At 62.6% G+C, this 20,414-nt stretch carries 16 protein-coding genes; 5 read left to right on the top strand and 11 right to left on the bottom strand.

What is annotated here, in order from left to right; genetic code table 11:
* Positions 1 to 50 precede the first annotated feature (50 nt).
* From uvrC to ACVDHE_RS03875, 4 genes are all read left to right on the top strand, one after another.
* Positions 51 to 1,880 (top strand): excinuclease ABC subunit UvrC, encoded by a 1,830-nt coding sequence (gene uvrC / locus ACVDHE_RS03890; RefSeq protein WP_458885665.1) that lies wholly within the window; start codon positions 51 to 53, stop codon positions 1,878 to 1,880.
* Between the two features lie 287 nt (positions 1,881 to 2,167).
* A complete protein-coding gene (locus ACVDHE_RS03885; RefSeq protein WP_458885664.1) occupies positions 2,168 to 2,737 on the top strand; it encodes a hypothetical protein in 570 nt (189 codons plus the stop codon).
* A 14-nt stretch (positions 2,738 to 2,751) separates the two neighbouring features.
* A complete protein-coding gene (locus ACVDHE_RS03880) occupies positions 2,752 to 4,350 on the top strand; it encodes a GH3 domain-containing protein (protein WP_418726179.1) in 1,599 nt (532 codons plus the stop codon).
* Positions 4,347 to 6,890 carry an HD domain-containing phosphohydrolase gene (locus ACVDHE_RS03875; RefSeq protein WP_458885663.1) on the top strand — a complete coding sequence of 848 codons (2,544 nt, stop codon included), beginning with the start codon at positions 4,347 to 4,349 and terminating at the stop codon, positions 6,888 to 6,890. Before ACVDHE_RS03880 ends, ACVDHE_RS03875 begins: the two co-directional genes overlap by 4 nt.
* Positions 6,891 to 7,043: 153 nt before the next feature.
* On the opposite strand, the gene ACVDHE_RS03870 is transcribed toward ACVDHE_RS03875, so the two are convergent.
* Both ACVDHE_RS03870 and ACVDHE_RS03865 read right to left on the bottom strand, forming a co-directional pair.
* Complete coding sequence (locus ACVDHE_RS03870; RefSeq protein WP_458885662.1) at positions 7,044 to 7,466, bottom strand: hypothetical protein; 423 nt, start codon at positions 7,464 to 7,466, stop codon at positions 7,044 to 7,046.
* A 113-nt stretch (positions 7,467 to 7,579) separates the two neighbouring features.
* A complete protein-coding gene (locus ACVDHE_RS03865; RefSeq protein WP_458885661.1) occupies positions 7,580 to 9,505 on the bottom strand; it encodes an LTA synthase family protein in 1,926 nt (641 codons plus the stop codon).
* 240 nt (positions 9,506 to 9,745) lie between these two features.
* Between ACVDHE_RS03865 and ACVDHE_RS03860 the strand changes: the two genes are divergently transcribed.
* On the top strand, positions 9,746 to 10,591 hold the full coding sequence (locus ACVDHE_RS03860; protein WP_458885660.1) for a helix-turn-helix domain-containing protein: 846 nt from the start codon (positions 9,746 to 9,748) through the stop codon (positions 10,589 to 10,591).
* Positions 10,592 to 10,648: 57 nt separating this feature from the next.
* Here ACVDHE_RS03860 and ACVDHE_RS03855 read toward each other — a convergent pair whose 3' ends face one another.
* From ACVDHE_RS03855 to ACVDHE_RS03815, 9 genes are all read right to left on the bottom strand, one after another.
* Complete coding sequence (locus tag ACVDHE_RS03855) at positions 10,649 to 11,233, bottom strand: helix-turn-helix domain-containing protein (protein WP_458885659.1); 585 nt, start codon at positions 11,231 to 11,233, stop codon at positions 10,649 to 10,651.
* A 138-nt stretch (positions 11,234 to 11,371) separates the two neighbouring features.
* Positions 11,372 to 12,304, bottom strand: coding sequence for a TIGR03943 family putative permease subunit (locus ACVDHE_RS03850; RefSeq protein WP_213039720.1), 933 nt, complete (start codon positions 12,302 to 12,304; stop codon positions 11,372 to 11,374).
* Between the two features lie 25 nt (positions 12,305 to 12,329).
* Positions 12,330 to 13,451 (bottom strand): CobW family GTP-binding protein, encoded by a 1,122-nt coding sequence (locus tag ACVDHE_RS03845; protein WP_458885658.1) that lies wholly within the window; start codon positions 13,449 to 13,451, stop codon positions 12,330 to 12,332.
* A gap of 98 nt (positions 13,452 to 13,549) precedes the next feature.
* Positions 13,550 to 14,917, bottom strand: a complete 1,368-nt coding sequence (locus tag ACVDHE_RS03840; protein WP_458885657.1) for an alanine/glycine:cation symporter family protein — start codon at positions 14,915 to 14,917, stop codon at positions 13,550 to 13,552.
* A 123-nt stretch (positions 14,918 to 15,040) separates the two neighbouring features.
* Positions 15,041 to 17,239: a stage V sporulation T C-terminal domain-containing protein gene (locus ACVDHE_RS03835; RefSeq protein WP_458885656.1), complete on the bottom strand. Its 2,199-nt coding sequence runs from the start codon at positions 17,237 to 17,239 to the stop codon at positions 15,041 to 15,043.
* Positions 17,236 to 18,261, bottom strand: coding sequence for a virulence RhuM family protein (locus ACVDHE_RS03830; protein WP_458885655.1), 1,026 nt, complete (start codon positions 18,259 to 18,261; stop codon positions 17,236 to 17,238). Before ACVDHE_RS03830 ends, ACVDHE_RS03835 begins: the two co-directional genes overlap by 4 nt.
* Positions 18,262 to 18,396: 135 nt before the next feature.
* Positions 18,397 to 18,657 carry a hypothetical protein gene (locus ACVDHE_RS03825; RefSeq protein WP_458885654.1) on the bottom strand — a complete coding sequence of 87 codons (261 nt, stop codon included), beginning with the start codon at positions 18,655 to 18,657 and terminating at the stop codon, positions 18,397 to 18,399.
* Between the two features lie 50 nt (positions 18,658 to 18,707).
* The gene (locus tag ACVDHE_RS03820; RefSeq protein ID WP_458885653.1) at positions 18,708 to 20,075 is read right to left on the bottom strand and encodes a relaxase/mobilization nuclease domain-containing protein; all 1,368 of its coding nucleotides are present in this window, start codon (positions 20,073 to 20,075) and stop codon (positions 18,708 to 18,710) included.
* Positions 20,075 to 20,392: a plasmid mobilization protein gene (locus tag ACVDHE_RS03815; protein ID WP_458885652.1), complete on the bottom strand. Its 318-nt coding sequence runs from the start codon at positions 20,390 to 20,392 to the stop codon at positions 20,075 to 20,077. The genes ACVDHE_RS03820 and ACVDHE_RS03815 overlap by 1 nt, the downstream gene beginning before the upstream one ends.
* Between the last annotated feature and the right edge of the window lie 22 nt (positions 20,393 to 20,414).

The following is a 20,414-nucleotide window of genomic DNA, read 5'->3' as shown; positions in this document are numbered from 1 at the left end:
CTGACAATGCCGGCGGCCGCCGGAGAGGCTCAGAGAGAGGAGGATGCCCCATGACACGGGAGGAGCTGCGGGAGAAGGCCAACGACCTGCCCCTGACGCCGGGAGTCTATCTGATGATGGACAAGACCGGCAAGGTCATCTACGTAGGCAAGGCCAAGAAACTGAAAAACCGGGTCAGTCAGTATTTCCAGGACAGCGCGGGCCACACCGTCAAGACCCGGCAGATGGTGGCCCAGGTGGACCACTTCGACACCATCTTCGTCTCCAGTGAGTTCGAGGCGCTGGTGCTGGAGAACTCTCTCATCAAGCGCCACAGCCCCAAGTACAACATCCTCCTCAAGGACGACAAGGGCTATCCCTTTGTGCGGCTGTCCAAGGGGGAGTATCCCCGCTTTTCCATGGTCAACAAGATGGCTCAGGACGGGGCCCGGTACTTCGGCCCCTTCGGCGGCCGGTACGAGACCCGCCAGGCCCTGGACGCGGTGCTCTCCGCCCTGCGCCTGCCCACCTGCTCCCGGGTGTTCCCCCGGGACATCGGGGCGGAGCGGCCCTGTCTGAACTTCCACATGGGCCGGTGCGACGGCTTCTGCCGCCGGGAGATGACGGCGGAGACCTACCGGGCCCGGATCGAGCAGGCGGTGCAGCTGCTGGAGGGCAAGTCCAAGCAGCTGCTGCGGGAGATGACCGCCCAGATGGAGGCGGAGGCGGAGGCACTGCGCTTCGAGCAGGCAGCGGCTCTGCGGGACCGGATCAACGCCATCGGTGCCCTGGCCAAAAAGCAGACGGTGATCGCTGGCCTCTGCGCCGACACGGACATCTGGGGCATCTTCCGAGGCTCCGGCAAGTGCTGCTATGCCGTGCTCCACATGGAGGAGGGGAACCTGGCCGGCCGGGAGACGGAGCTGTTCACCGCCCCCATTGACGAGGACGAGGGGGAGATGCTCTCCGCCATCACCGCCCAGTACTATCTGCCCAGATCCATCCTGCCCCACGAGATCCTGCTGCCCGCCGAGACGGAGGGCCATTGCGAGGATCTCAGCCAGGTCCTCACCCGCCGGGCGGGGCGGAAGGTGTGGGTCCACGTGCCCTACCGGGGGGAGAAGGCGGACCTTTTGGAGATGGCCCACGACAACGCCGCCCGGGAGGCGGAGCGGGCCACCACCGACGCCGAGCGGGTGGCCCACACCCTGGAGCTGCTGCAGCGGATGCTGGACCTGCCCGCCCCGCCGGGGCGCATGGAGTCCTTTGATATCTCCAACACCGGAAAAAGCGACATCGTGGCCTCCATGGTGGTGTACAGCGGAACCCGCCCCCTGAAATCCGCCTACCGGCGCTTCCGCATCCAGTCCCTGAAGGGCCACCCGGACGACTACGCCTCCATGCAGGAGGTGCTGGCCCGGCGGCTCCAGCGGGCCGCCGACGGGGATGAGAAGTTCCTGCCCCTGCCGGACGTGTTTTTGATCGACGGCGGCCAGACCCATGCCGCCGCCGCCCGGGAGGTGGCGCAGCGGTTTGGGGTGGCCGTGCCCATCTTCGGCATGGTGAAGGACGACCGCCACCGGACCCGGGCCCTGGTGACCCCGGACGGCCGGGAGATCGGCATTGTGGCCAACCAGGCGGTGTTCTCCCTGATCGGCCAGATCCAGGAGGAGACCCACCGTTTTGCCATCACCTACCACCATGAGAGCCACAGCAAAAGCGCCACCCGCTCCGCTCTGGACGGCATCCCCGGCGTGGGGCCCAAGCGGCGGGAGGAGCTGCGCAGGCACTTCGGCACCATCCGAGCCATCCGGGAGGCGGACGTGGAGACCCTGGCCGCTGTGGTGCCGCGGAGTGCCGCCGAGGCGGTATGGCAGCATTTTCACCAGAAAAATCCATGACGAAAGCAGGAAAAAACCGGCAAAGCCTTTGGGCTGAGCCGGTTTTTCTATTGTGAGATTTGCCAAAAACGGTTGGTTACAAAAATTATATTATTTTCAAATTGAAAAATAATAAGAAACCTGATACAAGCGGTGGAAATTGTGCAAGAAACAGTGCCCCATATCTTGTGCCCGGTTGGTTTGTAAGCGATTTGTGTAAATCGTATAGTCAAAATTTGTTGAAATTATACATAAACACCAGTATAATAAGATACAATAGGTAACATAACAATATTATGGAGAAATATGTGACCGGTTGGGAGGACGATGCCATGGGTTGGCCGCTGAGCCTCTGTGGCTTCGCGCTGTTTTTTCTCAGTGATTATAACGACTGGCGGTGGGGATACCGGGCTCTGCGATTCTGCTTTCCCAGCGGAGGATTGCTGCTGACGGCCGGGACCCTTTTGGACCTGCGGTGGGAGCGGTCGCTGGCTCGGGGCTGGTTCCGGGCCGCGGTGCTGCTTCTGGGCGTAATGTTTCTGGCGCTCTTGGTCTATACGCTGTTTTTTGCCCTGCCTGCGGCGGCATCCTACGCCCGCCCCGGAGAAAAGCGGCGGGCCTGCACTACGGGAGTGTACGCCCTGTGCCGGCATCCCGGCGTGCTGTGGTTTGCCGGCGTGTACGGATGCCTGTGGCTTGTCGCCGGGCTGCCGCTATGGGAGGCGGCACTGCTGTGCGGAGTGAATGTGGGGCTGGTGCTGTTTGAGGACCGGTGTGTGTTTCCGGCGCTGCTGGAGGGGTATGAGGCCTATCAGGCCGCCACGCCCTTTCTGCTGCCGGGCCGGCGGCGCAGGAGAAGCTGCCGGAAAAAGAGTTGAGGGGGATCGGGCCCGTGCGATTTGAGGACAAGCTGAAAAAGTGCAGCCATGAACAGCTGTGGCAGGAGTACTGCGGCTTCCTGGACATGAGCCTTGCCGACTATATGTATACCCAGCGCCGGCTGATGGAGGAGCAGATCGACCTCTGGAGCAAGAGCGGGCTGGGCCGCCAGATGCTGCGGGGCAAGACTCCCCGGACCATTGATGACCTGCGGACCATGCTGCCCCTGACCACCTATGCCAACTACGCCGACGTGCTGCTGGCCCGGCGGACGGATATGCTCTGCGGCGAGCCCGCCGTCTGGATCCAGACCACCTGGGAGGGCGGCCTCCGGCCGGTGAAGCTGGCGCCCTATACCCGCAGCATGCTGGATACTTACCGTCACAATCTGCTGGCCACCATGATGATGGCCACTGCCCGGAAAAAGGGCGACTTTGATCTCAAGCGCGGCGACCGGATTTTGTACGGCGGCGCGCCGCTTCCCTATGCCACGGGACTGATGCCCTCCCTCTTCGACGAGGACATCCGCTTCACCTGGCTGCCGGACTCCAACACCAATTCCGACCTGAGCTTCAGCCAGCGGATCAAGAAGGGCTTCGCCATGGCCATGAGCGGCGGCGTGGACTTCTTCTTCGGCATCGGCTCCGTGGCCAATTACATCACGGAGAGCTTCGGCAAAAGCAGCGGCGGCCACAGCGGAAAGGTAAAGGCCTCCCCGGGCAACGCCCTGCGGTATCTGCGGGCCAAGTACATCAGCCGCCGGGACGGGCGGCCTATCGTCCCGGGCGATGTGTTTCGGCTGAAGGCCTTCTTCTTTGCCGGGACCGACGCCAAGTGCTACAAGGACCGGCTGACCAGGGCGTGGGGCATTGCGCCGGTGGAACTGGCCGCCGGGACGGAGTCCACCTGTATCGGCGCTGAGAACTGGGAGCACCGGGGCATGGTATTCTTCCCGGATGCCTGCTTCTACGAGTTCATCCCGGAGGCCGAGTGCCGCCGGAACCTGACTGATCCGGACTACCAGCCCCGTACCTGCCTGATGGACGAGATCCAGGCGGGGGAGACCTATGAGCTGGTGATCTCCGTGCTCCACGGCGGTGCCTTCATGCGCTACCGCATCGGCGATATGTACCACTGCGTCAGCGCCGGCAGCGGCCAGCTGCCCCGGCTGACCTTCGTGGACCGGGTGCCGGATGTGATCGACATTGCCGGCTTCACCCGGATCACCCTCTCGTCCATGCAGGAGGTCATCCGCCTCAGCCGTCTGGACCTGGGGGACTGGGTGCTGAAGAAGGAGTTCAACGAAAACGACGACCCCTTCCTCCACATGTATCTGGAGATTCCGCCGGATACACAGTGCAGCGAGGTGACCGTCCGCACGGTGCTGGCGGAGCACCTGAGCTTGTACTTCAAGTATTTCGACAGCGATTACGGCGATCTGAAGAAGCTGCTGAACATGGAGCCTCTGGAGATCACCATTCTTAAATATGGCACCATCTCTGCCTATGAGGCCCATATCGGCCAGCGGATCCCGCGGATCAATCCCGGCATGCTGGACGTGATGGGGCTGCTGCGCCAGCAGGCCCAGCCGGAAGGGAGGCGGCTGCCGTGAGCAACATCCCCTTCCTGTATATCAACGTTTCGGTACTGTGCTGCTTCCTGCTGATGTTCGTCACCATCCTGGCGGTGAAGAAGACGCCGGAGATCTGGGCGTTTCTGGCGGTGCTGGTGGACGTGATCCTGTGGGCCGGCGGCTCCGTACTCATGCGGCTGCAGTTCTGGCCGGGGATGCGGTTTTGGTATGCGGTCTCCCTGGTGGCGCTGTTCATCATGGAGCTGCTGTTTTACATCTTCATCCATGTGTTCACCCGCCGCAAGGGCAAGCTCCTGCTGAGTGTGTTTGTCCTCTGGAATGCCGCGATCATCCCCGGCACCATCAGCGGCTTCTTTCTGGAAATGCCCAGACCCGTAAGCCTGGAAAACGGGGACACGGTGTTTCTGTACAGCCTGAACTGGCATATCATCATCCCCTGCATCATGTTCGTGTGCATCATCGCGGCCACGGTGGCGGCGCTGCTGCAGGCCATCCGCGAGCAGGGGGCCCATTCTCCCGGCATCCAGATGCTGGTGGCCAGCGGTCTGATAATGCTGGTGGGCAATCTGCTGCAGGTGAGTATTCCGGGGAATACGTTCCCCTTCGACATGCTCTCCGGCCTGGTGTTTGCCGCGCTGCTGATTTACACGCTGTACCGCCGCCGTCTGTTCCGAATGACCCTGGTGGTGTCGCGGAGCCTGCTGGCAGTGACCATGGCGGCGGTGTGCGTCACCTTTGCCGCCAACCTGATCGGTCCCATGTATGAATTCTCCCAGCGGCGGCTGGGACTGGATCAGGACTGGTCCATCACCACCGTGGCAGTCACCTTCGCCGGGGTGCTGGCCGTGGCCTATGTGCTGGTACGGCGGCTGCTGGACGCGGTGTTCATCCGGGAGGAGCAGCAGAACAAGCTGGTAAAAAAGTTCTCCGCCGAGGTCTCTCAGACTCTGAGTACGGCGGATATCATGGAAAAGCTGGGCGGCGTGATCGCCTGTGAGATCCCGGTGGAGCAGATCTACGTCTGCCTGCTGGAGGGGAACGCCTATCAGGCCCGGTATTGTTCCAGCCCCTTGGCGACGCTGTCCTTCTCCATCTCCAAGGACAGCCCCCAGATCGCCTATCTCCAGGAGGAGAGCTACCTGCTGCTCAATGAGTTTCGCAACACGCCCCGGTATCTGTCCGTATGGGAGACGGAGAAGGAGCTGTTCCGCCGTCTGAACATCGACTGCGTGGCCGCCATGCGCAGCGGCAGCGAGGTGGTGGGCCTGGTGATGCTCTCCGCCAAGACCCGGGACCACAGCTTCACGGCTGTGGAGGTAGGCTTTTTGGAGACGGTCAGTTCCATCGCCTCCATCGCGCTGAAAAACGCGTCGCTGTATGAGAAGATCTTCCGGGAGGCCCGCATCGACCCCCTGACCGGCATGTACAACTACCGCTACTTCGTGGAGCAGCTGGAGGAGCAGTTCCGCGCCTGCGGCAAGGAATGCCTGACGCTGATGTACATCGATGTGGACGACTTCAAGCTCTACAACCAGCTCTACGGCGTGGGCGAGGGCGACGCGGCCCTGTGCCGCATCAGCGAGGCCATCACCCGCAGCGTGGGCGAGAGCGGCACCGTGTTCCGCACCAGCGGCAAGGTGTTCGCCGTGCTGCTGCAGCTGCAAGATACCCAGCGGGCCCGGAAGCTGGCCCGGGATATCCAGGAGCGGGTGGCGGACATCAACATGGTGCCGGAACGGCGCCGCTACAAGCCGCTGTCCGTCAGCGCGGGCATCTGCTCGGCGCCCTATGCCGCCTCCAGTGCCAAGGAGCTGATGGACAACGCCGACCTGGCGGTCTACAACGCCAAGCAGGGCGGTAAGGACCAGATCGTCATTTTCCGGGGTGCGTCGGACTTCGTGCCCCAGCAGCTGGCGGAGCGGACCGACGCCATCGTGGACCGCATCGAGCAGGGCGAGGGCGAATACCGCACCGCCATGTCCATGATCTCGGCCCTGACCGCCGCCATCGACGCCAAGGACCACTATACATACGCTCACAGCAAGAACGTGGCCCGATACGCCGCCACCCTGGCGGTGGCCGCCGGCCTCAACGACGATCAGGTCCGCACCATCTACGCCGCGGGTCTCCTCCACGACATCGGCAAGATCTCCGTGCCGGAGACCATCCTCAACAAGACCGGCAAGCTGGAGGCGGAGGAGTACCGGCAGATGAAGGACCACGTCAACAACTCCATCGAGATGATCCGCCACCTGCCGGAGATGGACTACCTGATCCCGGCGGTGCTGGGCCACCACGAGCGCTGGGACGGCAAGGGCTATCCCCGGGGCATCTCCGGGGAGGACATCCCAGTCTCCGCCCGGTGCCTGGCCCTGGCCGACGTGTTCGACGCCATGACCACGGACCGGCCCTACCGCAAGGGCCTGCCCCTGGATTACGCCCTCAGCGAATTGCAGCGGGGCGCCGGGACCCAGTTCGACCCGGCCCTGACAGAGGTGTTCGTGCAGCTGATCCGCAGCCGCAGCATTCCGCTGTCCAATCCCTCCGCCCGCCGCTGAGCGGAACGAAATCAACACAGGCAACCGCCCGGCGTGAAGCGCAGCTTCACGCCGGGCGGATCTCGTTTTGGGCGCCGGATGCGGCCCTTCAAGCATCCGCTTCGGAGCGCGGCCTGGAAAAACGCCCGGAGCCGAGCGCTCCGGGCGTGGGACCTATGCGGATCTCTTGGGGAACATCCGCCCCAGAAAGGTGCCGATCAGGGCTCCGACCAGCATCCCGCCGCAGCACAGCAGGGCGAACAGCAGGAAAAAGCCCGTGGACTCCGCGTCATAGAAATCCGTCACGACCGCCACAAGGCGGGCGGCGGTGGACAGGTCCGCCATCAAAAGGAGCACCAGTCCCAGGCATGCCGCCAGGACCAGGATCCATGCCCGGGGCCGCCGTCCCCGCCGGGCCCAGTGGAAAAAGGGGCCGGCCATCACCAGAGCCGGGATCCAGAAGAGGATCACGATGTACGAGATCGGGTGGAAGAGGCGCAGGCTGCCCAGCAGCGGTGCGGCGGCGAAAAAGGCGGCGACCGCTGCTGCTGCCGTCAGCACCGACAAAATCAGATCTCTCCAGGACCAGGACCGCATACCATTCCCGTCCTTTCTCCCGAGCGGGGCTTTTTTTCATGGTAGCATGGCCGTCCGCACCTTGTCAAGGCGGCAGAAAGCCCCCGGCGGACCCGTCCGCCGGGGGCTGCCGGTCATGGGATATCCTTGTAGCGCAGGTGATAGTAACTCCACTGGCGCCACTGCTGGATCAGCTCCCGGATCTCCGCACCCGTGGCGCCGCTCTCCGGCGCCCACTGGTCCAGATCCCGGTCCTTGATGTAGGTGCCGTCCGGGATCATATAGGTCTTTTTCTGCACCACAGGCACGACCCGCCGCAGCTGGTTGAGGAAGTCGAACCAGGGACTCTCGCCGGCCCGGCCCGTCAGCTCCAGCACCGCCGCGCCCAGGAAGCTGGCGGACAGCCTCCCGTTCTCCGGCAGGTCCAGGTCCGCCGCAGCCTGGTCCCAGTCCAGGGCCTCCGCCGCCGCGTCGTTGGCCCAGATCACATAGGGTGTCTCATAGGAGCACAGGGGGTCCGTCCGGTCGTCCTCCGGCTGGGCCACCTCCAATCCCAGCTCCGCGTAGGCCAGCTGGTTGTCCCCCAGATAGGGCAGGTGGTCCCCCCAGAACACCAGCACCACCGGCTCGCCGGAGGCGGAGAAATGGTCCACCAGGCGGCCCAGCATGGCGTCGGCGTCCCGGGCGCCCTCGATGTAGACCTTCAGCAGCGTCTCCACCTCCTCGGAGACGGAGACCGTCAGAGGCACGTCGGGGTAGTCGTAGCCCTCGCCGTACTTGTCGGCGGTGTAGGACATGTGGTTCTGGATGGTGGTGGTGTAGTGGAACAGGGGCTCTCCGGCGTCCACGGCCTCCTGGAATTTCTCCTCGATCAGGCCCGCCATGTAGTCGTCGGTGACCCAGCGGCCCTTGTACTGAAGGTCCGTCATCTGGTCGGCAAACACCGTCTCCTCCGCGCCGAACCAGCGGTAGACGTTTTCCCGGTTGTAGAACCAGTCGTCGCCGGGGTGGAAGAAGGAGGTGGCGTAGCCGTCGTCGGCAAAGACCCGGAACAGACTGTCCAGGTTCCGGTTCACCACCCGGAAGGAGGAAGTGGTGGTGGCGGAGAGGGCGTTGGTCTGCATCCCCGTCAGCACGTCGAACTCCGTGTTGGCGGTGCCGCCGGCGAAGCCCGGCACCACCACGTGGCCGGTCAGGGCGTGGGGGTCGCTTTGCAGGGCGTGGAGGTTGGGCAGGGGGTCGGTCTCCTCCGTATAGGCGAACACGTCAGCGTCGGTCAGGTCGGAGAAGGCCTCGTTCATCACCATGATGACATTCACGTCCTTCCCCAGGCCGGTCTCGCCGCCCTCGTCCCAGGCCTCCGCCTCCGCGCGGCTGAAGCCCTCGGGCTTGTCCACGGCGTAGGTGGTGAACTGGTGGCAGAAGCAGTAGGGGAAGCCCAGCTCGTTGAATACCGAGGGGATGTAATAGGCGTTGGAGACCCGGAAGGAGTTGTACAGGCCGTCGGAGGCGTACACCGTCAAAATGAGGCCCGCCAGCACCGCGAAGCTGGCGGCGGCCCCCAGCGCCCGGCCCAGAGCGCCCTGGAGACGCCGCACCGGGAAGGGCTTGCCGCCCACTACCACGCCCAGGGCCGCCAGGGCCAGGGTGGTCAGGACCACCAGGGCGATGGCGCCCCAGGGGAAGCGGATCTCGTAGGTGCCCATGGCGCTGCCGACCTCTTTGAGCAGGGCGAAGTCCCGGGGGAACACCGGCTCGTCCCGGACCTCGATCTTGATGCGGTTGGCAATGGACAGCAGGCACACCACCAGGTTCACCAGGGCGGCGCCGAAAAAGACGTTGCGGAACAGGCAGGCGAACACCAGCACCAGCAGTCCGATGGGCATGGCGTTCAGCACGATCAGAAGGGGCTGGCCCCGGAATACCGCCAGCACGCTGCGCAGGGCGTTGGGCTGGCACCAGAGGGCCAGCAGGGTGATGCATCCGGACACCAGCACCGCCGCCAGCAGGGAACCCCACCAGGGCAGGCGGAATTTGGGGAAGTGATCTCGAATTTTCAAAGCCTTGGTCCTTTCCTGTTCAAATTGGTTCTGTTTGACGCAGTATTCCTCTATTATAAGGATTTGGCTGTGAAAAGCAAGCGGGAAGATGTGAACAAATATACGATCCGTATTTTTTGGGAGGAAAATACGGACCGTATCGAACGGAGGCGAAAAATGACGGCGGTCACGCCCCGTAGGGTGCCCGGCAGGCGGGGGCTGTGGTACAATGTCCCGGAGAACACGGAAAAGGAGCACGCCATGGACGCGAAAAAAACCGGAGAACTGATCGCCGCCCGCCGCCGGGAGCTGGGCCTCAGCCAGGAGGAGCTGGCGGCGCGGCTGCACGTGACGGACAAGGCTGTCAGCAAGTGGGAGACAGGCCGGGGGATGCCGGGCATCGAGTCCCTGGAGCCTCTGGCAGAGGCCCTGGGCCTCTCGGTCAGCGAGATCCTGGGCGGCCGGCGGCTGACGGCGGAGGAGCTGCCGAAAGCGGCGGGGGGCCAGATCGTGGAGACCATGCAGGAGCGGCTGCGGCTTTTGCGGGGCGTCCTGGCCGCGCTGATCGTCATTGCCGCCTTGGCGGGGATGTATTTCGGGTATCACTACTTCGGTTCGGCCCCGGAGGCGGACCTGGAGGCCCTGGCAAAGAAGGCGGAGGAATATCTGGGTGCCCGGGACTCCGGCGCCGCCGTGGGGATCGCGGAGACGGAGCGGCGGGGGGATTACCTGGCCGCCCTGTGCACCGACGATCAGGGGAATTGGTGCATGTGCGTCTATGACCGGGACAGCGTGTTCCCGGACCGCTGGCGGGCCGGAGGCGGGAAGCCCAGCCTGACCGCCGGGAAATTGGGCAGCTGGAACTTCGGCAATCCCAGGGAGGCGGTCATCATCCTCTGCGGCGGGGACCTGCCGGAGGAGGCGGCCTTCTATACCTTCCAAAACAGCGGCATCACCTACACCTGTCCCATTGAAAACCGACGGGTGCTGGACGTGTTTTTGCTGCCGGACAACACGGATATCAGCTCCGACTGGATGGAACTGCTGGACGAAAACGGAGCGCCTCTGGATTGGCCCCTGGAGGGTGCCGCGGAGGCGGTCCCGTGATGGAATCTCCCTGAACGAACGGCACCCCCTCCGCCCACAGGCGGAGGGGGTGCCCCTTTACACCAGCTGGTAGAACAGGCCCTGGGTGGTGGAGTACCACACCAGCTTGCCGTGGGGTCTGCCCGGCAGCCGGGCGTGGATCTCCCACTCCGGGTACTGGCGCAGCACCAGCAGCTTCTCCCCGGTCACCAGGGCCAAGAAGGAGATGTAGTCGTCCTTCCGGGCGGGATGGTCGCTCTCCACGTACCAGTCCCCGTCGCTGTCCGTGACCCGCAGGGCCTGCTCCGGCGCGGCCTTTTGGGGCTCCAGCGCCTCCAGAGGACGGCCGCAGCAGGACACGGAGGACGGCCCCGTGCAGAAGGAGAGACTGCCGCAGACCGGGCAGACAAAAAAGCGTGTCTTGTTCATGTTTCCTCCTGAGAGTTGATTTTCCGCCAGCTCCCCGGCCAGCAGGGCGGACACATCCACCTGCAGGCAGGCGGAGAGGGCAGGCAGCAGGCTCACGTCGGGACAGCCCAGAGCCCGCTCCCACTTGCTGACGGTCTTGGGGCTCAGCCCCAGGGCCTCCGCCAGCTGCCCCTGGGTCAGGCCCCGCTCCCGCCGCAGACGGCAGATCAGGGCGCCGATCTTTGCATAGTCCATACGCTCACCTCTTCGTCAGGATAGCGGACGGCCCGCCGTCCGGCAACCGCCGCTCCGTAGACTTTTTGCAAAATTCCCCTCCGTTTGACAACGAAGGGGAATTTTTCGGCCGGATGTTACGATTTGTATTGCGGTTCGTCAGAAGGTGACGACCTCCTGGGCGGGCTTTTCCGCCGGGCCGATGGCCAGCACGTGCATGACGGGACCCCGGCCCTTGTAGGCCGCGTGCTTCTCCACGGCCATGCGGGCGGTGACCTCGATCCAGTCCCGGTTGTTGTACTGGGCAAGGCCCACGCCCTTGGCGATGAGGCCCATGAACTGGATGTCGTTTTCGCAGCAGGTCATCACGAAGCGGCCGGGACAGTGGATGCCCGGGTACTTCTTGGAGTGGCACATGATGAGCTTCATGTGGACGGTCTTGCCGGCGTACCGGTCCGGGTGGTCCATGACGTCCACGTACCACACGCCGAAGTCGTCGTCGGGGATGTCGATGACCTCCTGATTGAGGTCGAAGGGGCACTCGTCGCCGGTGAGGTAGTCCTCGCTGGTGCCGTCCTCCATCTCCAGATAGATGTCCGCCCGGCGGTTCACCATGCGGAGGTTCCGCTTGCGCAGAGCGTCCCGCAGCTCCGGCGTGCAGCGGTTGAACACCAGCATGTCCGCGTTGGTGATCTTCTCCATCATCAGCTGGCCCATGTTCTTGGCGTACATCTCGAAGGTGGGGGCGTGGACGAAGGTCATGATCTGGTAGAGGACCCAGTTGGCCGGCAGGACCTCTCTGTAAAGGCGTTCCATCTGCCACATGCCGTTGTACTCGATGAGCACCTGCTTGGGGTGGTACTGCTTCTCCAGCTCCTTGAGCCGGGAGCATTTCAGGTCCTCCTCGTCCTCAAAGGTGACGACCGTCACATTGTCCAGGGCGTTTTTCTCGTACTCCTCCTCGCCCTCCTCGCAGCAGAGCAGGAGCGTGGGCTCCTGGCGGGCGAAGCCGTCCTCCAGGATGCCGTTGATGAAATTGGTCTTGCCGGCGTCCAGGAAGCCGGCCACCAGATAAACAGGAATATCAGCCATGGTAAAGTGCGTTTCCTTTCCAAACTTACAAGCCGAAGAGCTGCGCCAGCTTGTCCTCTTTCAGCTCCGCGCCGATGACGCAGAGGCGTCCCGTGTAGTCGGGATGGCCGGGGCGGACCTGGTGCTCCTCGGGCACGAAGTCGAACTCGATCCACGCGCCGTTCTCGCCGGAGACGATGCCCTTGGCCCGGAGGATCTTGCCGTACTCGCCGGAGTCCAGGGCGGTCAGGATGCGCTCGATGTCGGCCCGGGCGAACACCTTGGGCGTCTCCTTGCCCCAGGAGGTGAACACCTCGTCGGCGTGATGATGGTGATGATGGTGGCAGGAGCAGCTGGGATCGTCGCACTCGTGGTCGTGGTCGTGATGGTGCTCGTGCTCGTCGTGGTCGTGATGGTGCTCGTGCTCGTCGTGGTCGTGATGGTGCTCGTGCTCATGGTCATGATGATGTTCATGCACATGGTCGTGCTCGTGTTCATGCTCGTGGGCGTGCTCCGCCTCGTCGGCGGCGTGCTCGGCGCGCATCTTCTCCAGCAGCTCGTCGGCCAGGGACACCTTCTCCATGGCGGAGAGGATCACCTTGCCGTCCAGCTGGTCCCAGGGGGTGGTGAGGATGGCGGCGTCGGGGTTCTTCTCCCGCAGCATGGCCGCGGCGGCCTCCAGCTTCTCCTGGGTCAGCTTCTGGGTCCGGGAGAGGATGATGGCCCCGGCGGATTCGATCTGGTTGTTGTAGAACTCGCCGAAGTTCTTCATATAGACCTTCACCTTGGTGGCGTCGGCCACGGTGACGTAGCTGTCCAGCACCATGTCGGGGATCTCGGAAATGGTGTTCTGCACGGCCACCACCACGTCGCTGAGCTTGCCCACGCCGGAGGGCTCAATGAGGATGCGGTCCGGGTGGAACTGCTCCTGCACGTCCTTCAATGCCTTGCCGAAGTCGCCCACCAGGGAGCAGCAGATGCACCCGGAGGACATCTCGGAGATCTGGATGCCGGACTCTTTCAAAAAGCCGCCGTCAATGCTGATCTCGCCGAATTCGTTTTCGATCAGCACCAGCTGCTCACCCTGGAAGGCCTCGGAGAGGAGCTTCTTGATGAGGGTGGTCTTGCCGGCGCCCAGGAATCCGGAGATAATGTCGATTTTCGTCATGAAATCAAGTCCTTTGCCATAAAATTTTTGACCGACATTATCTTACCATTAAAAATAAAAAATGCAACTCCTATTGGGACAAAAATGCCGGTTCCGCCCTATTTCCGCCCTTCCGCCTTCAGCCGGGCCTGAAAATTCCGGGCCTCCGCCGCGGCGGTGCCGGAGAGGAGCAGAAGGCACAGAAGGTTCGGCAGGGCCATCAGGGCGTTGCAGATGTCCGCCAGGCGGAACACCGTCTCCAGCTGTACCACCGCGCCCCAGAAGGCCGTCAGGGCAAAGACGGTCCGGTACAGGGAGAGCCCGCGGCCGCCGGTGAGATATCCGAAGGCGGTCTCCCCCTGGTAGGCCCAACCGATGATGGTGGAGAAGGCGAAGAGAGTCACGCAGACGCACACCAACACGGCGCCGGTCCGGCCCAGCACGGTGGAAAAGGCCAGGATGGTCAGCGCCGCGCCGTCGGTGCCCCGGGCCTCCGGTGTGCCCAGGACCCCGGAGGCGCAGATGGCAAGGCCCGTGACGGTGCAGAGGATCAGCGTGTCGAACACGATGCCGGTCATGCTGACGTAGCCCTGACGGGCGGGGCAGTCGGTCCGGGCAGCGGCGGCAGAGATGGCGGCGGAGCCAAGCCCTGCCTCGTTGGAAAACACGCCCCGGGCCACGCCCCAGCGCAGGGAGGTGAGGAGCGACCCGGCGGCCCCGCCCGCTGCGGCCCGGGGAGAGAGGGCACAGAGGAACAGATCTCCCACGGCCTGGGGCAGGTTCCGCCAGTTGCCGAGGATGACCGCCAGGCCCGCCCCCAGGTACAGCACCGCCATGGCCGGCACCAGCACCGAGGACACCCGGGCGATGCCCCGGATGCCGCCCAATATGATGACCAGAGCCAGGGCCGCCGTCACCGCCCCCACCGCCGCCGGCGGCAGGGAGAAGGCGGTGTCCAGGGCGGCGGAGATGGAATTGGCCTGCGTGAGGCTCCCGATGCCGAAGGAGGCCCCTACGGCAAAGAGCGCGAACACCGCGCCCAGTACGGCGCCGGGGCGGCCCAGAGTGTCTGCCATGACGTACATGGGACCGCCATAGGGCTGGCCCTGTCTGTCACGGCGGCGGTACTTCACCGCCAGGGTGCACTCGGTGAATTTGGTGGCCATGCCCAGCAGGGCGGAGACCTCCATCCACACCAGGGCCCCCGGCCCGCCGGCGGTCAGAGCCGTGGCCACGCCCACGATGTTGCCGGTGCCGATGGTGGCGGCCAGGGCGGTCATCAGGGCGGCGAAGGGGGACACGCCCCCCTCGCCGCCCCGGCGCGCCTCCCGGCTGAGGACGCTGCGCAGTGCCCAGCCCAGGTTCCGCCAGGGAAGAAAGCCCAGACGGACCGTCAGAAACGCCCCGGTCCCCAGCAGCAGCGCCAGGGTGCCGGGCCCCCACAGGACCCGCTCTGCCGTCCGGAGCCACGTCTCCAAAGCCGCCATGGACCCGCCCCCTTTTTTTCATATGTACCAGCATACGGCGGCCTGACGGGGATTTATGCCTGAAAAAACGCGGCGGGCACCCCGTTGGGGAAGCCCGCCGCGGTGAAAGGGGCCGCCGGAGGATCAACCCTCCATATGACGGCCCAGAAAGGCGGCGATGGTCTGGGCCAGCTTGTACTCCGTCTCGCCGGTGACGGCGCCGTCGGCCGAGATAAACAGCACCAGGCCCAGAAGGTCCCCCTCCGCCAGAATAGGCGCCGCCACGGCGACGGTGAGCTTGTCGCTGCCGTCGCACACCGGGATGGGCTGTCCCTCTCCGGCAAACTGATAGATCCTGCGGGTCTCCATGATCTGCTCCAGGTCCGCCGTGATCCGCTTGCCCATCAGCTCCCGCTTTCCTCCGCCGGCCACGGCGATCACCGTGTCCCGGTCTGTGACGGCGCAGACGGCGCCTGTGGAACGGCTCATGGTCTCGCACAGCTCCCCGGCGAAGTCCTCGATGCCGCCCAGCAGGGAATACTTTTTGAAGATCACCTCGCCGTCCCGGCTGGTGTAGATCTCCAGAGGATCGCCGTCACTGATAACATTGGCATGGAACACCTTGTCCGGACGCCGTTTTGCGGTCTGGACGATGGTGACAGGTGAGATATGCTCCATGCCCTGCTTAAAATTTGCGGTGCCCTCCCCAACCGGTGCCATGGCGGCCACCGCCTCCGGCTGCTCCACCGGCAGCGTCCCGGAGCGGAGGATGGCGTCCACATCCGCCTGGAGCTGGATCTCCAGGTGATCCTCGTACACCTGGATCTTCCGGATGATCAGCTCCAGATCGTTGCGCTCCAGGGTGTCCTTTCGGAGAATATCCCCAAAGACCTCCATGGCGGTGCGGGCGGCCCGGTTCACCTGAATGATGGTGTTGCGCTTGTCCGAGAGCATATCGATCTGGTGCCGGATGCCCTCGATCCTTTTCTGAAGGTCGGCCTCCAGTTCGTCGTAGGTCTCCGACAGAAGCTCCTCCTGCTCCGGGTGCTTCATGAGATCCCGGATGCGCTGGCGCTTGGTGACCTTCAGCTCCTCCTGGAGATCGGAGAGTACCTCCGCCAGCCGGTCGGCGCTCTGCTCCGTCTCCTGCACATCCTCCTGCTCCCGGGCCAGATCCTCGTTGAGCCGCGTCAGCATATCCGCCGAGTTCTCCATCACCTGCCGGACATAGGTTTTCAGCAGCTCGTCCAGCTTATCGGTGCGGATGTGGTGGGAGGTGCAGCCCGCCCGGCCCCGCCGGTGGTAGGTGCCGCAGGTGTAGGCGCTTTTTAGATCGCTGCGGCTCATTGCGAACATGGGGCTGCCGCAGTCCCCGCACACCAGAAAACCGGAGTACACATTGTCGTACTTTTTCACTCCCCGGTAGTTGGAGGTGGTACGCTTTTCCCGCAGCGCCCGGGTGGTGGCGAAGGTGCGGTAGTCGATGATGGCCTGGTGGTGGTTTTCAATGACGATCTGCTCGTCCTCGTCCCGGAGGATGTCCTTGCCGTTGATCTTCTTCCGGGTGTACTTCCCCTGGCGCAGGGTGCCGATGTAGAAGTCGTTGTCCAGGATGCTCTGCACCGTCACAATGGCCCAGTCCCGCTTGACCGTCCGATTGTACTCCTTTCCGGCGGCCTCCTTCCGGTCCCGCTCTGCCATGCGGGGGGTTGGGATGCCCTGGTCGGTGAGGTAGTTGGCGATTTTCTTGTAGCCCCAGCCCTCCTCGTTATAGAGGCGGAAGATGGTGCGGACGATATCCGCTTCGGTGGGGACGATCTCAAACTCCTGCCGCTGGTTGATGATGTAGCCGTAGGGCGCGGCGCAGATCCATTTTCCGTCGGCCTGCCGCCGCTTGATGACATTGCGTACCTTTTTGCTGGTGTCGGTGACGGGCATCTCGTTGATGAGGAACTGGAACTGGATCTTCAGCCAGTCGTCGTCGTTGGGGAAGTCGATACCGTCCCCGATGGAGATGATCCGCACCCCGGCGTCCCGCAGGTCCTCCAGTTCCACCAGCCCCCGGCTGTTGCGCCGGGAGAAACGGGAGAAGTCCTTGACGATGAGAATGTCGTACTGGCGGGTCACCAGTTTTTTCCGCATGGCCTGGTAGCCCTCCCGCTGCTCGAAGGTGTAGCCGGAGCGGTCCCGGTCCTCGTAGAAGGTAAGGGTGCTGCCGGGAAATTTCTGCTTTACAAAATCCTCGATGATGGCCTTCTGGTTTTCAATGGAGATGTTTTTCTGATCCAGCTCATCGTCCACCGAGATACGGGTGTATCCGGCAATATCAAAGGTCTCGATCACGGGTTGCCGCCCCCTTTCAAGTACCGCTCCATAGCCCGGTCAAACTCGGAGATGTAGTCGGCATCCTGTTTCTTCCGGAATTGGGCATAGATGTCGCTGACCTTCTTCACCGCCGCCTCCCGGGAGATATGCCCCTTGCCCTCCAGCACCTTGCGCCGGTTGTTGGTGAGGAAGCGGTCTGTCTCGCGGAGCCAGTCCTCCATGCTCATAAGCTGCTCGTCCTCTGCCATCAGCTCGGCGTAGTCGATGAACATGGTCACCAGACGGTTGAGCCGGGACAGCTCCTTCTCGTTGAGATAGTTTTTTGCCACCAGAGTATCGCTTTTCAGAATTTTTCCGTCCGGTGCGCCCTTCCAGGTGGTCAGGCCCATGGTGGGGCTGTCCAGAGTAGCCCGTTCCGAAATCAGCTCCGCCGCCGTCTTGCCGGTGACGGCAAAGTGCAGCTTGTTCTGTACGAAGGCATAGAAGGCTTTCGTGGTTTCGCTGTTCTTGTCGTAGTCATAGCTGCACTGCTCAAACACATCGGCGATCTTCTGATAGGCTCGGCGCTCGCTGGCCCGGATCTCCCGGATGCGCTCCAGCAGCTCGTCGAAGTAGTCCCGGCCGAAGGGCTTGCCGTTTTTCAGCATGTCGTCGTTGAGGACAAAGCCCTTGGTGATGTACTCTTTCAGTGTCTTGGTCGCCCACTGGCGGAACCGGGTGGCCTTTTTGGAGTTCACCCGGTAGCCCACGGCGATGATGGCATCCAGGTTGTAGTGCTCCAGGATGCGGCGAACCCGCCGGGAACCCTCCTCCTGAACTGTTTCCATTTTGGAAACGGTTGCGTCTCGGGTGAGTTCCTCCTCCTCATAGATGTTTTGCAAGTGCTTGGAGATGGCGGGAACATTCACATCGAACAGCTCCGCCATTGCCTTTTGCGTCAGCCAGAAGGTCTCGTCCCGAAATACAACACTGACAAACTCCTTCTCGCCGTCATTGTTGTAGAGCAGGATCTCACCCTGCTGCATGGGCGTTTGATCCATAGTATCCCCCTTTCAACAATATGGTTTATTTTCATTCTTCTATTTACAGATAACATTGTATATTGGTTTTTCAAAAATTGCAAGCGGAAAATAAAAAACAGGGGGAGGCAATTTTTCGCTGCCTCCCCCGATCGGTTACATGGTCATCGCCTGTTGCTCCTGCTTTTGCGCCAGCACTTCCTTCTCCGCCTGTCGCCGCCGGTTATAGAGCAGCAGATCCCGGGTCTGCTGGTACAGGTCTGCCTCTCCGGACAGGAAGACCGCCACCAGATAGTTCTGTGCCTTGTACTGCTGGTAGAGCGGCTTCAGCGATTCCCGGAATGCCGCGTCCTCTTTTTCCTCTCTGGTCAACCAGAGCTCTACGATCTTGTTTTGTTCCCTTACTTCCATGCGCAATGGGCTGTCATCTCCTCTCCAGTATTTTCCTCTTTGCGGAGGAAAAATATTCACATGGTCTGTTGCCAAGTCTGTTCTTCTTCGTGATCGTCCTCGGCATGGCCTTGGGCGATTTTCTTTTGCTGCTTCTTACGGAGCGTCTTCCTGTCTGTATGCGGATGTGTGGTGGTAGCGTCCATCACGGGAGCAGACCCCTGGCCGCGCTCCAGAGCGTGTCCAAGCTGGACCACACCACCCACAGCACCAGCCCAGTCAGCGCCAGGGCCGCCAGTCCCAACAGCAGACTGGTCCATGGAATGTCTGGCAGACTCAGTCTGGGCAGCCTGATGCCGCGCAGAGAAAAACGCTTCTCGTTCCGCTTCCCAGCCTGTCGCAGTATCGCCCGTATCTCCGCCACATCCCGCGCCAGTGCCTCCATCTGCGCCTGGGTGGGGTACGGCTTCCTCCGGCTGGAAGCCTCCCGCAGAAGGGCTGTGTGGGCCTCCGTGTGCCGCTCCAGATTCTCCAGAGCCTTGCTCTGCTCTGCCGTCAACTGATACAGTGCGCTGATCATCAGCAGTAAATTGTCCCACTCCTCCTGGCTGGGACAGGTCTGAGTTGCTACTGGCTGTGAAGCGTTCCTCCGCTTCAATTCCTCCATGGGCAAGCGCTGCCCGGATTCTGAACTCATGTTCCATGACCTCCTTGGTGTACTTTCCGTCGTGGAGCCGGTCATCCCGGCACTTCATTCCCTTTGGTGTGGTGTAGGTGATATTCTTCCGGCTGTCCGTCCAGCGCACTTCGTAGCCCTCACTTTTCATCAGAGCAATGAACTCCTCCTTGGTAGAGGCATACCGCATACACTGATCGATGGTGTTCATCAGTCGGAACTTCCAGCTCTCCCCCTTGGCGGCGGAGCGGTACTCCCGGCTGCTCATGCCCTTGGTCTTTTTCGGTTGTTGCTTCTCCAAAACAGAAAAACCATATTTCATACAAAGCTCATCAGAGAGTGCACGCAGGTTTTTCAAGGTGCTTGGTCCCTGCCGAAGCATTTTCCCGGTTTCGTAGCACACCGAATTGACAATGAAATGCGTGTGGATGTGTTCGGCGTCCGTGTGGGTGGCGATGAGCACCTCACTGTCCGGCCACGCCTGCTCCGCAAACTCCTGCGCCACCTGGTGCGCCAACACTCCGGTAATCTCCTCGTCCGGTGAGAAGGACTGGACATAGTGATAGAACCAAACGGGGCTGTCCTTTCGGTGCATCTGCCGGGTGGCAATGAACTCCTGAGCAGCCAACTGTGGCGTGCAGTTCTGTCCCTTGACCAACTGCCAGCCGTCCTCTTGCTCGGTTTTCTGTTTCTGAGACACATAGCCAGCCACGCCATGAAGCGCTCCAGCGGACTGACTCTTGTATCGAATGAATGTAACCGTAGCCATCAGGTCCGCTCCTGTTCCGCCAGTTCCCGCAGTTTGAGATAGACCTGGCTGAGTGTCTGCCACGCATCGTCCAGATGGACTTCTTTGATCCTGCCCATGTTGCACAGCACCACCAGTTGGTTGATGTTGCGCCCGACGCCCTTGAGTTCATGGGTGATCTCCTCCAGCCCTTCTACCACTACGACCTTGTGCCGCAGCGCCGCCGCACGCACATACGCCCCTACCGGCATTTGCGCTGTTTCTGCTTTTGCCGCAATGCTGTCATATTGCTCCTGCGTGAGTCGGAGCGTGATCCGCACTTCTTTTTTCTGTTTCATGCCATACCTCCATTTTCTCGTC

It is taken from the genome of Dysosmobacter sp. Phy, assembly GCF_054476235.1.
Note: the sequence above shows the minus strand (reverse complement) of the source record. Positions and strands in the feature narration are given on the sequence as shown.

Excerpts from the sequence above, each read along its gene's own strand:
- uvrC (WP_458885665.1), top strand. The coding sequence starts at position 51 with ATGACACGGGAGGAGCTGCGGGAGAAGGCCAACGACCTGCCCCTGACG.
- ACVDHE_RS03870 (WP_458885662.1), bottom strand. The coding sequence starts at position 7,466 with ATGCGGTCCTGGTCCTGGAGAGATCTGATTTTGTCGGTGCTGACGGCA.
- ACVDHE_RS03860 (WP_458885660.1), top strand. The coding sequence starts at position 9,746 with ATGGACGCGAAAAAAACCGGAGAACTGATCGCCGCCCGCCGCCGGGAG.
- ACVDHE_RS03855 (WP_458885659.1), bottom strand. The coding sequence starts at position 11,233 with ATGGACTATGCAAAGATCGGCGCCCTGATCTGCCGTCTGCGGCGGGAG.
- ACVDHE_RS03850 (WP_213039720.1), bottom strand. The coding sequence starts at position 12,304 with ATGGCTGATATTCCTGTTTATCTGGTGGCCGGCTTCCTGGACGCCGGC.
- ACVDHE_RS03845 (WP_458885658.1), bottom strand. The coding sequence starts at position 13,451 with ATGACGAAAATCGACATTATCTCCGGATTCCTGGGCGCCGGCAAGACC.
- ACVDHE_RS03840 (WP_458885657.1), bottom strand. The coding sequence starts at position 14,917 with ATGGCGGCTTTGGAGACGTGGCTCCGGACGGCAGAGCGGGTCCTGTGG.
- ACVDHE_RS03830 (WP_458885655.1), bottom strand. The coding sequence starts at position 18,261 with ATGGATCAAACGCCCATGCAGCAGGGTGAGATCCTGCTCTACAACAAT.
- ACVDHE_RS03820 (WP_458885653.1), bottom strand. The coding sequence starts at position 20,075 with ATGGCTACGGTTACATTCATTCGATACAAGAGTCAGTCCGCTGGAGCG.
- ACVDHE_RS03815 (WP_458885652.1), bottom strand. The coding sequence starts at position 20,392 with ATGAAACAGAAAAAAGAAGTGCGGATCACGCTCCGACTCACGCAGGAG.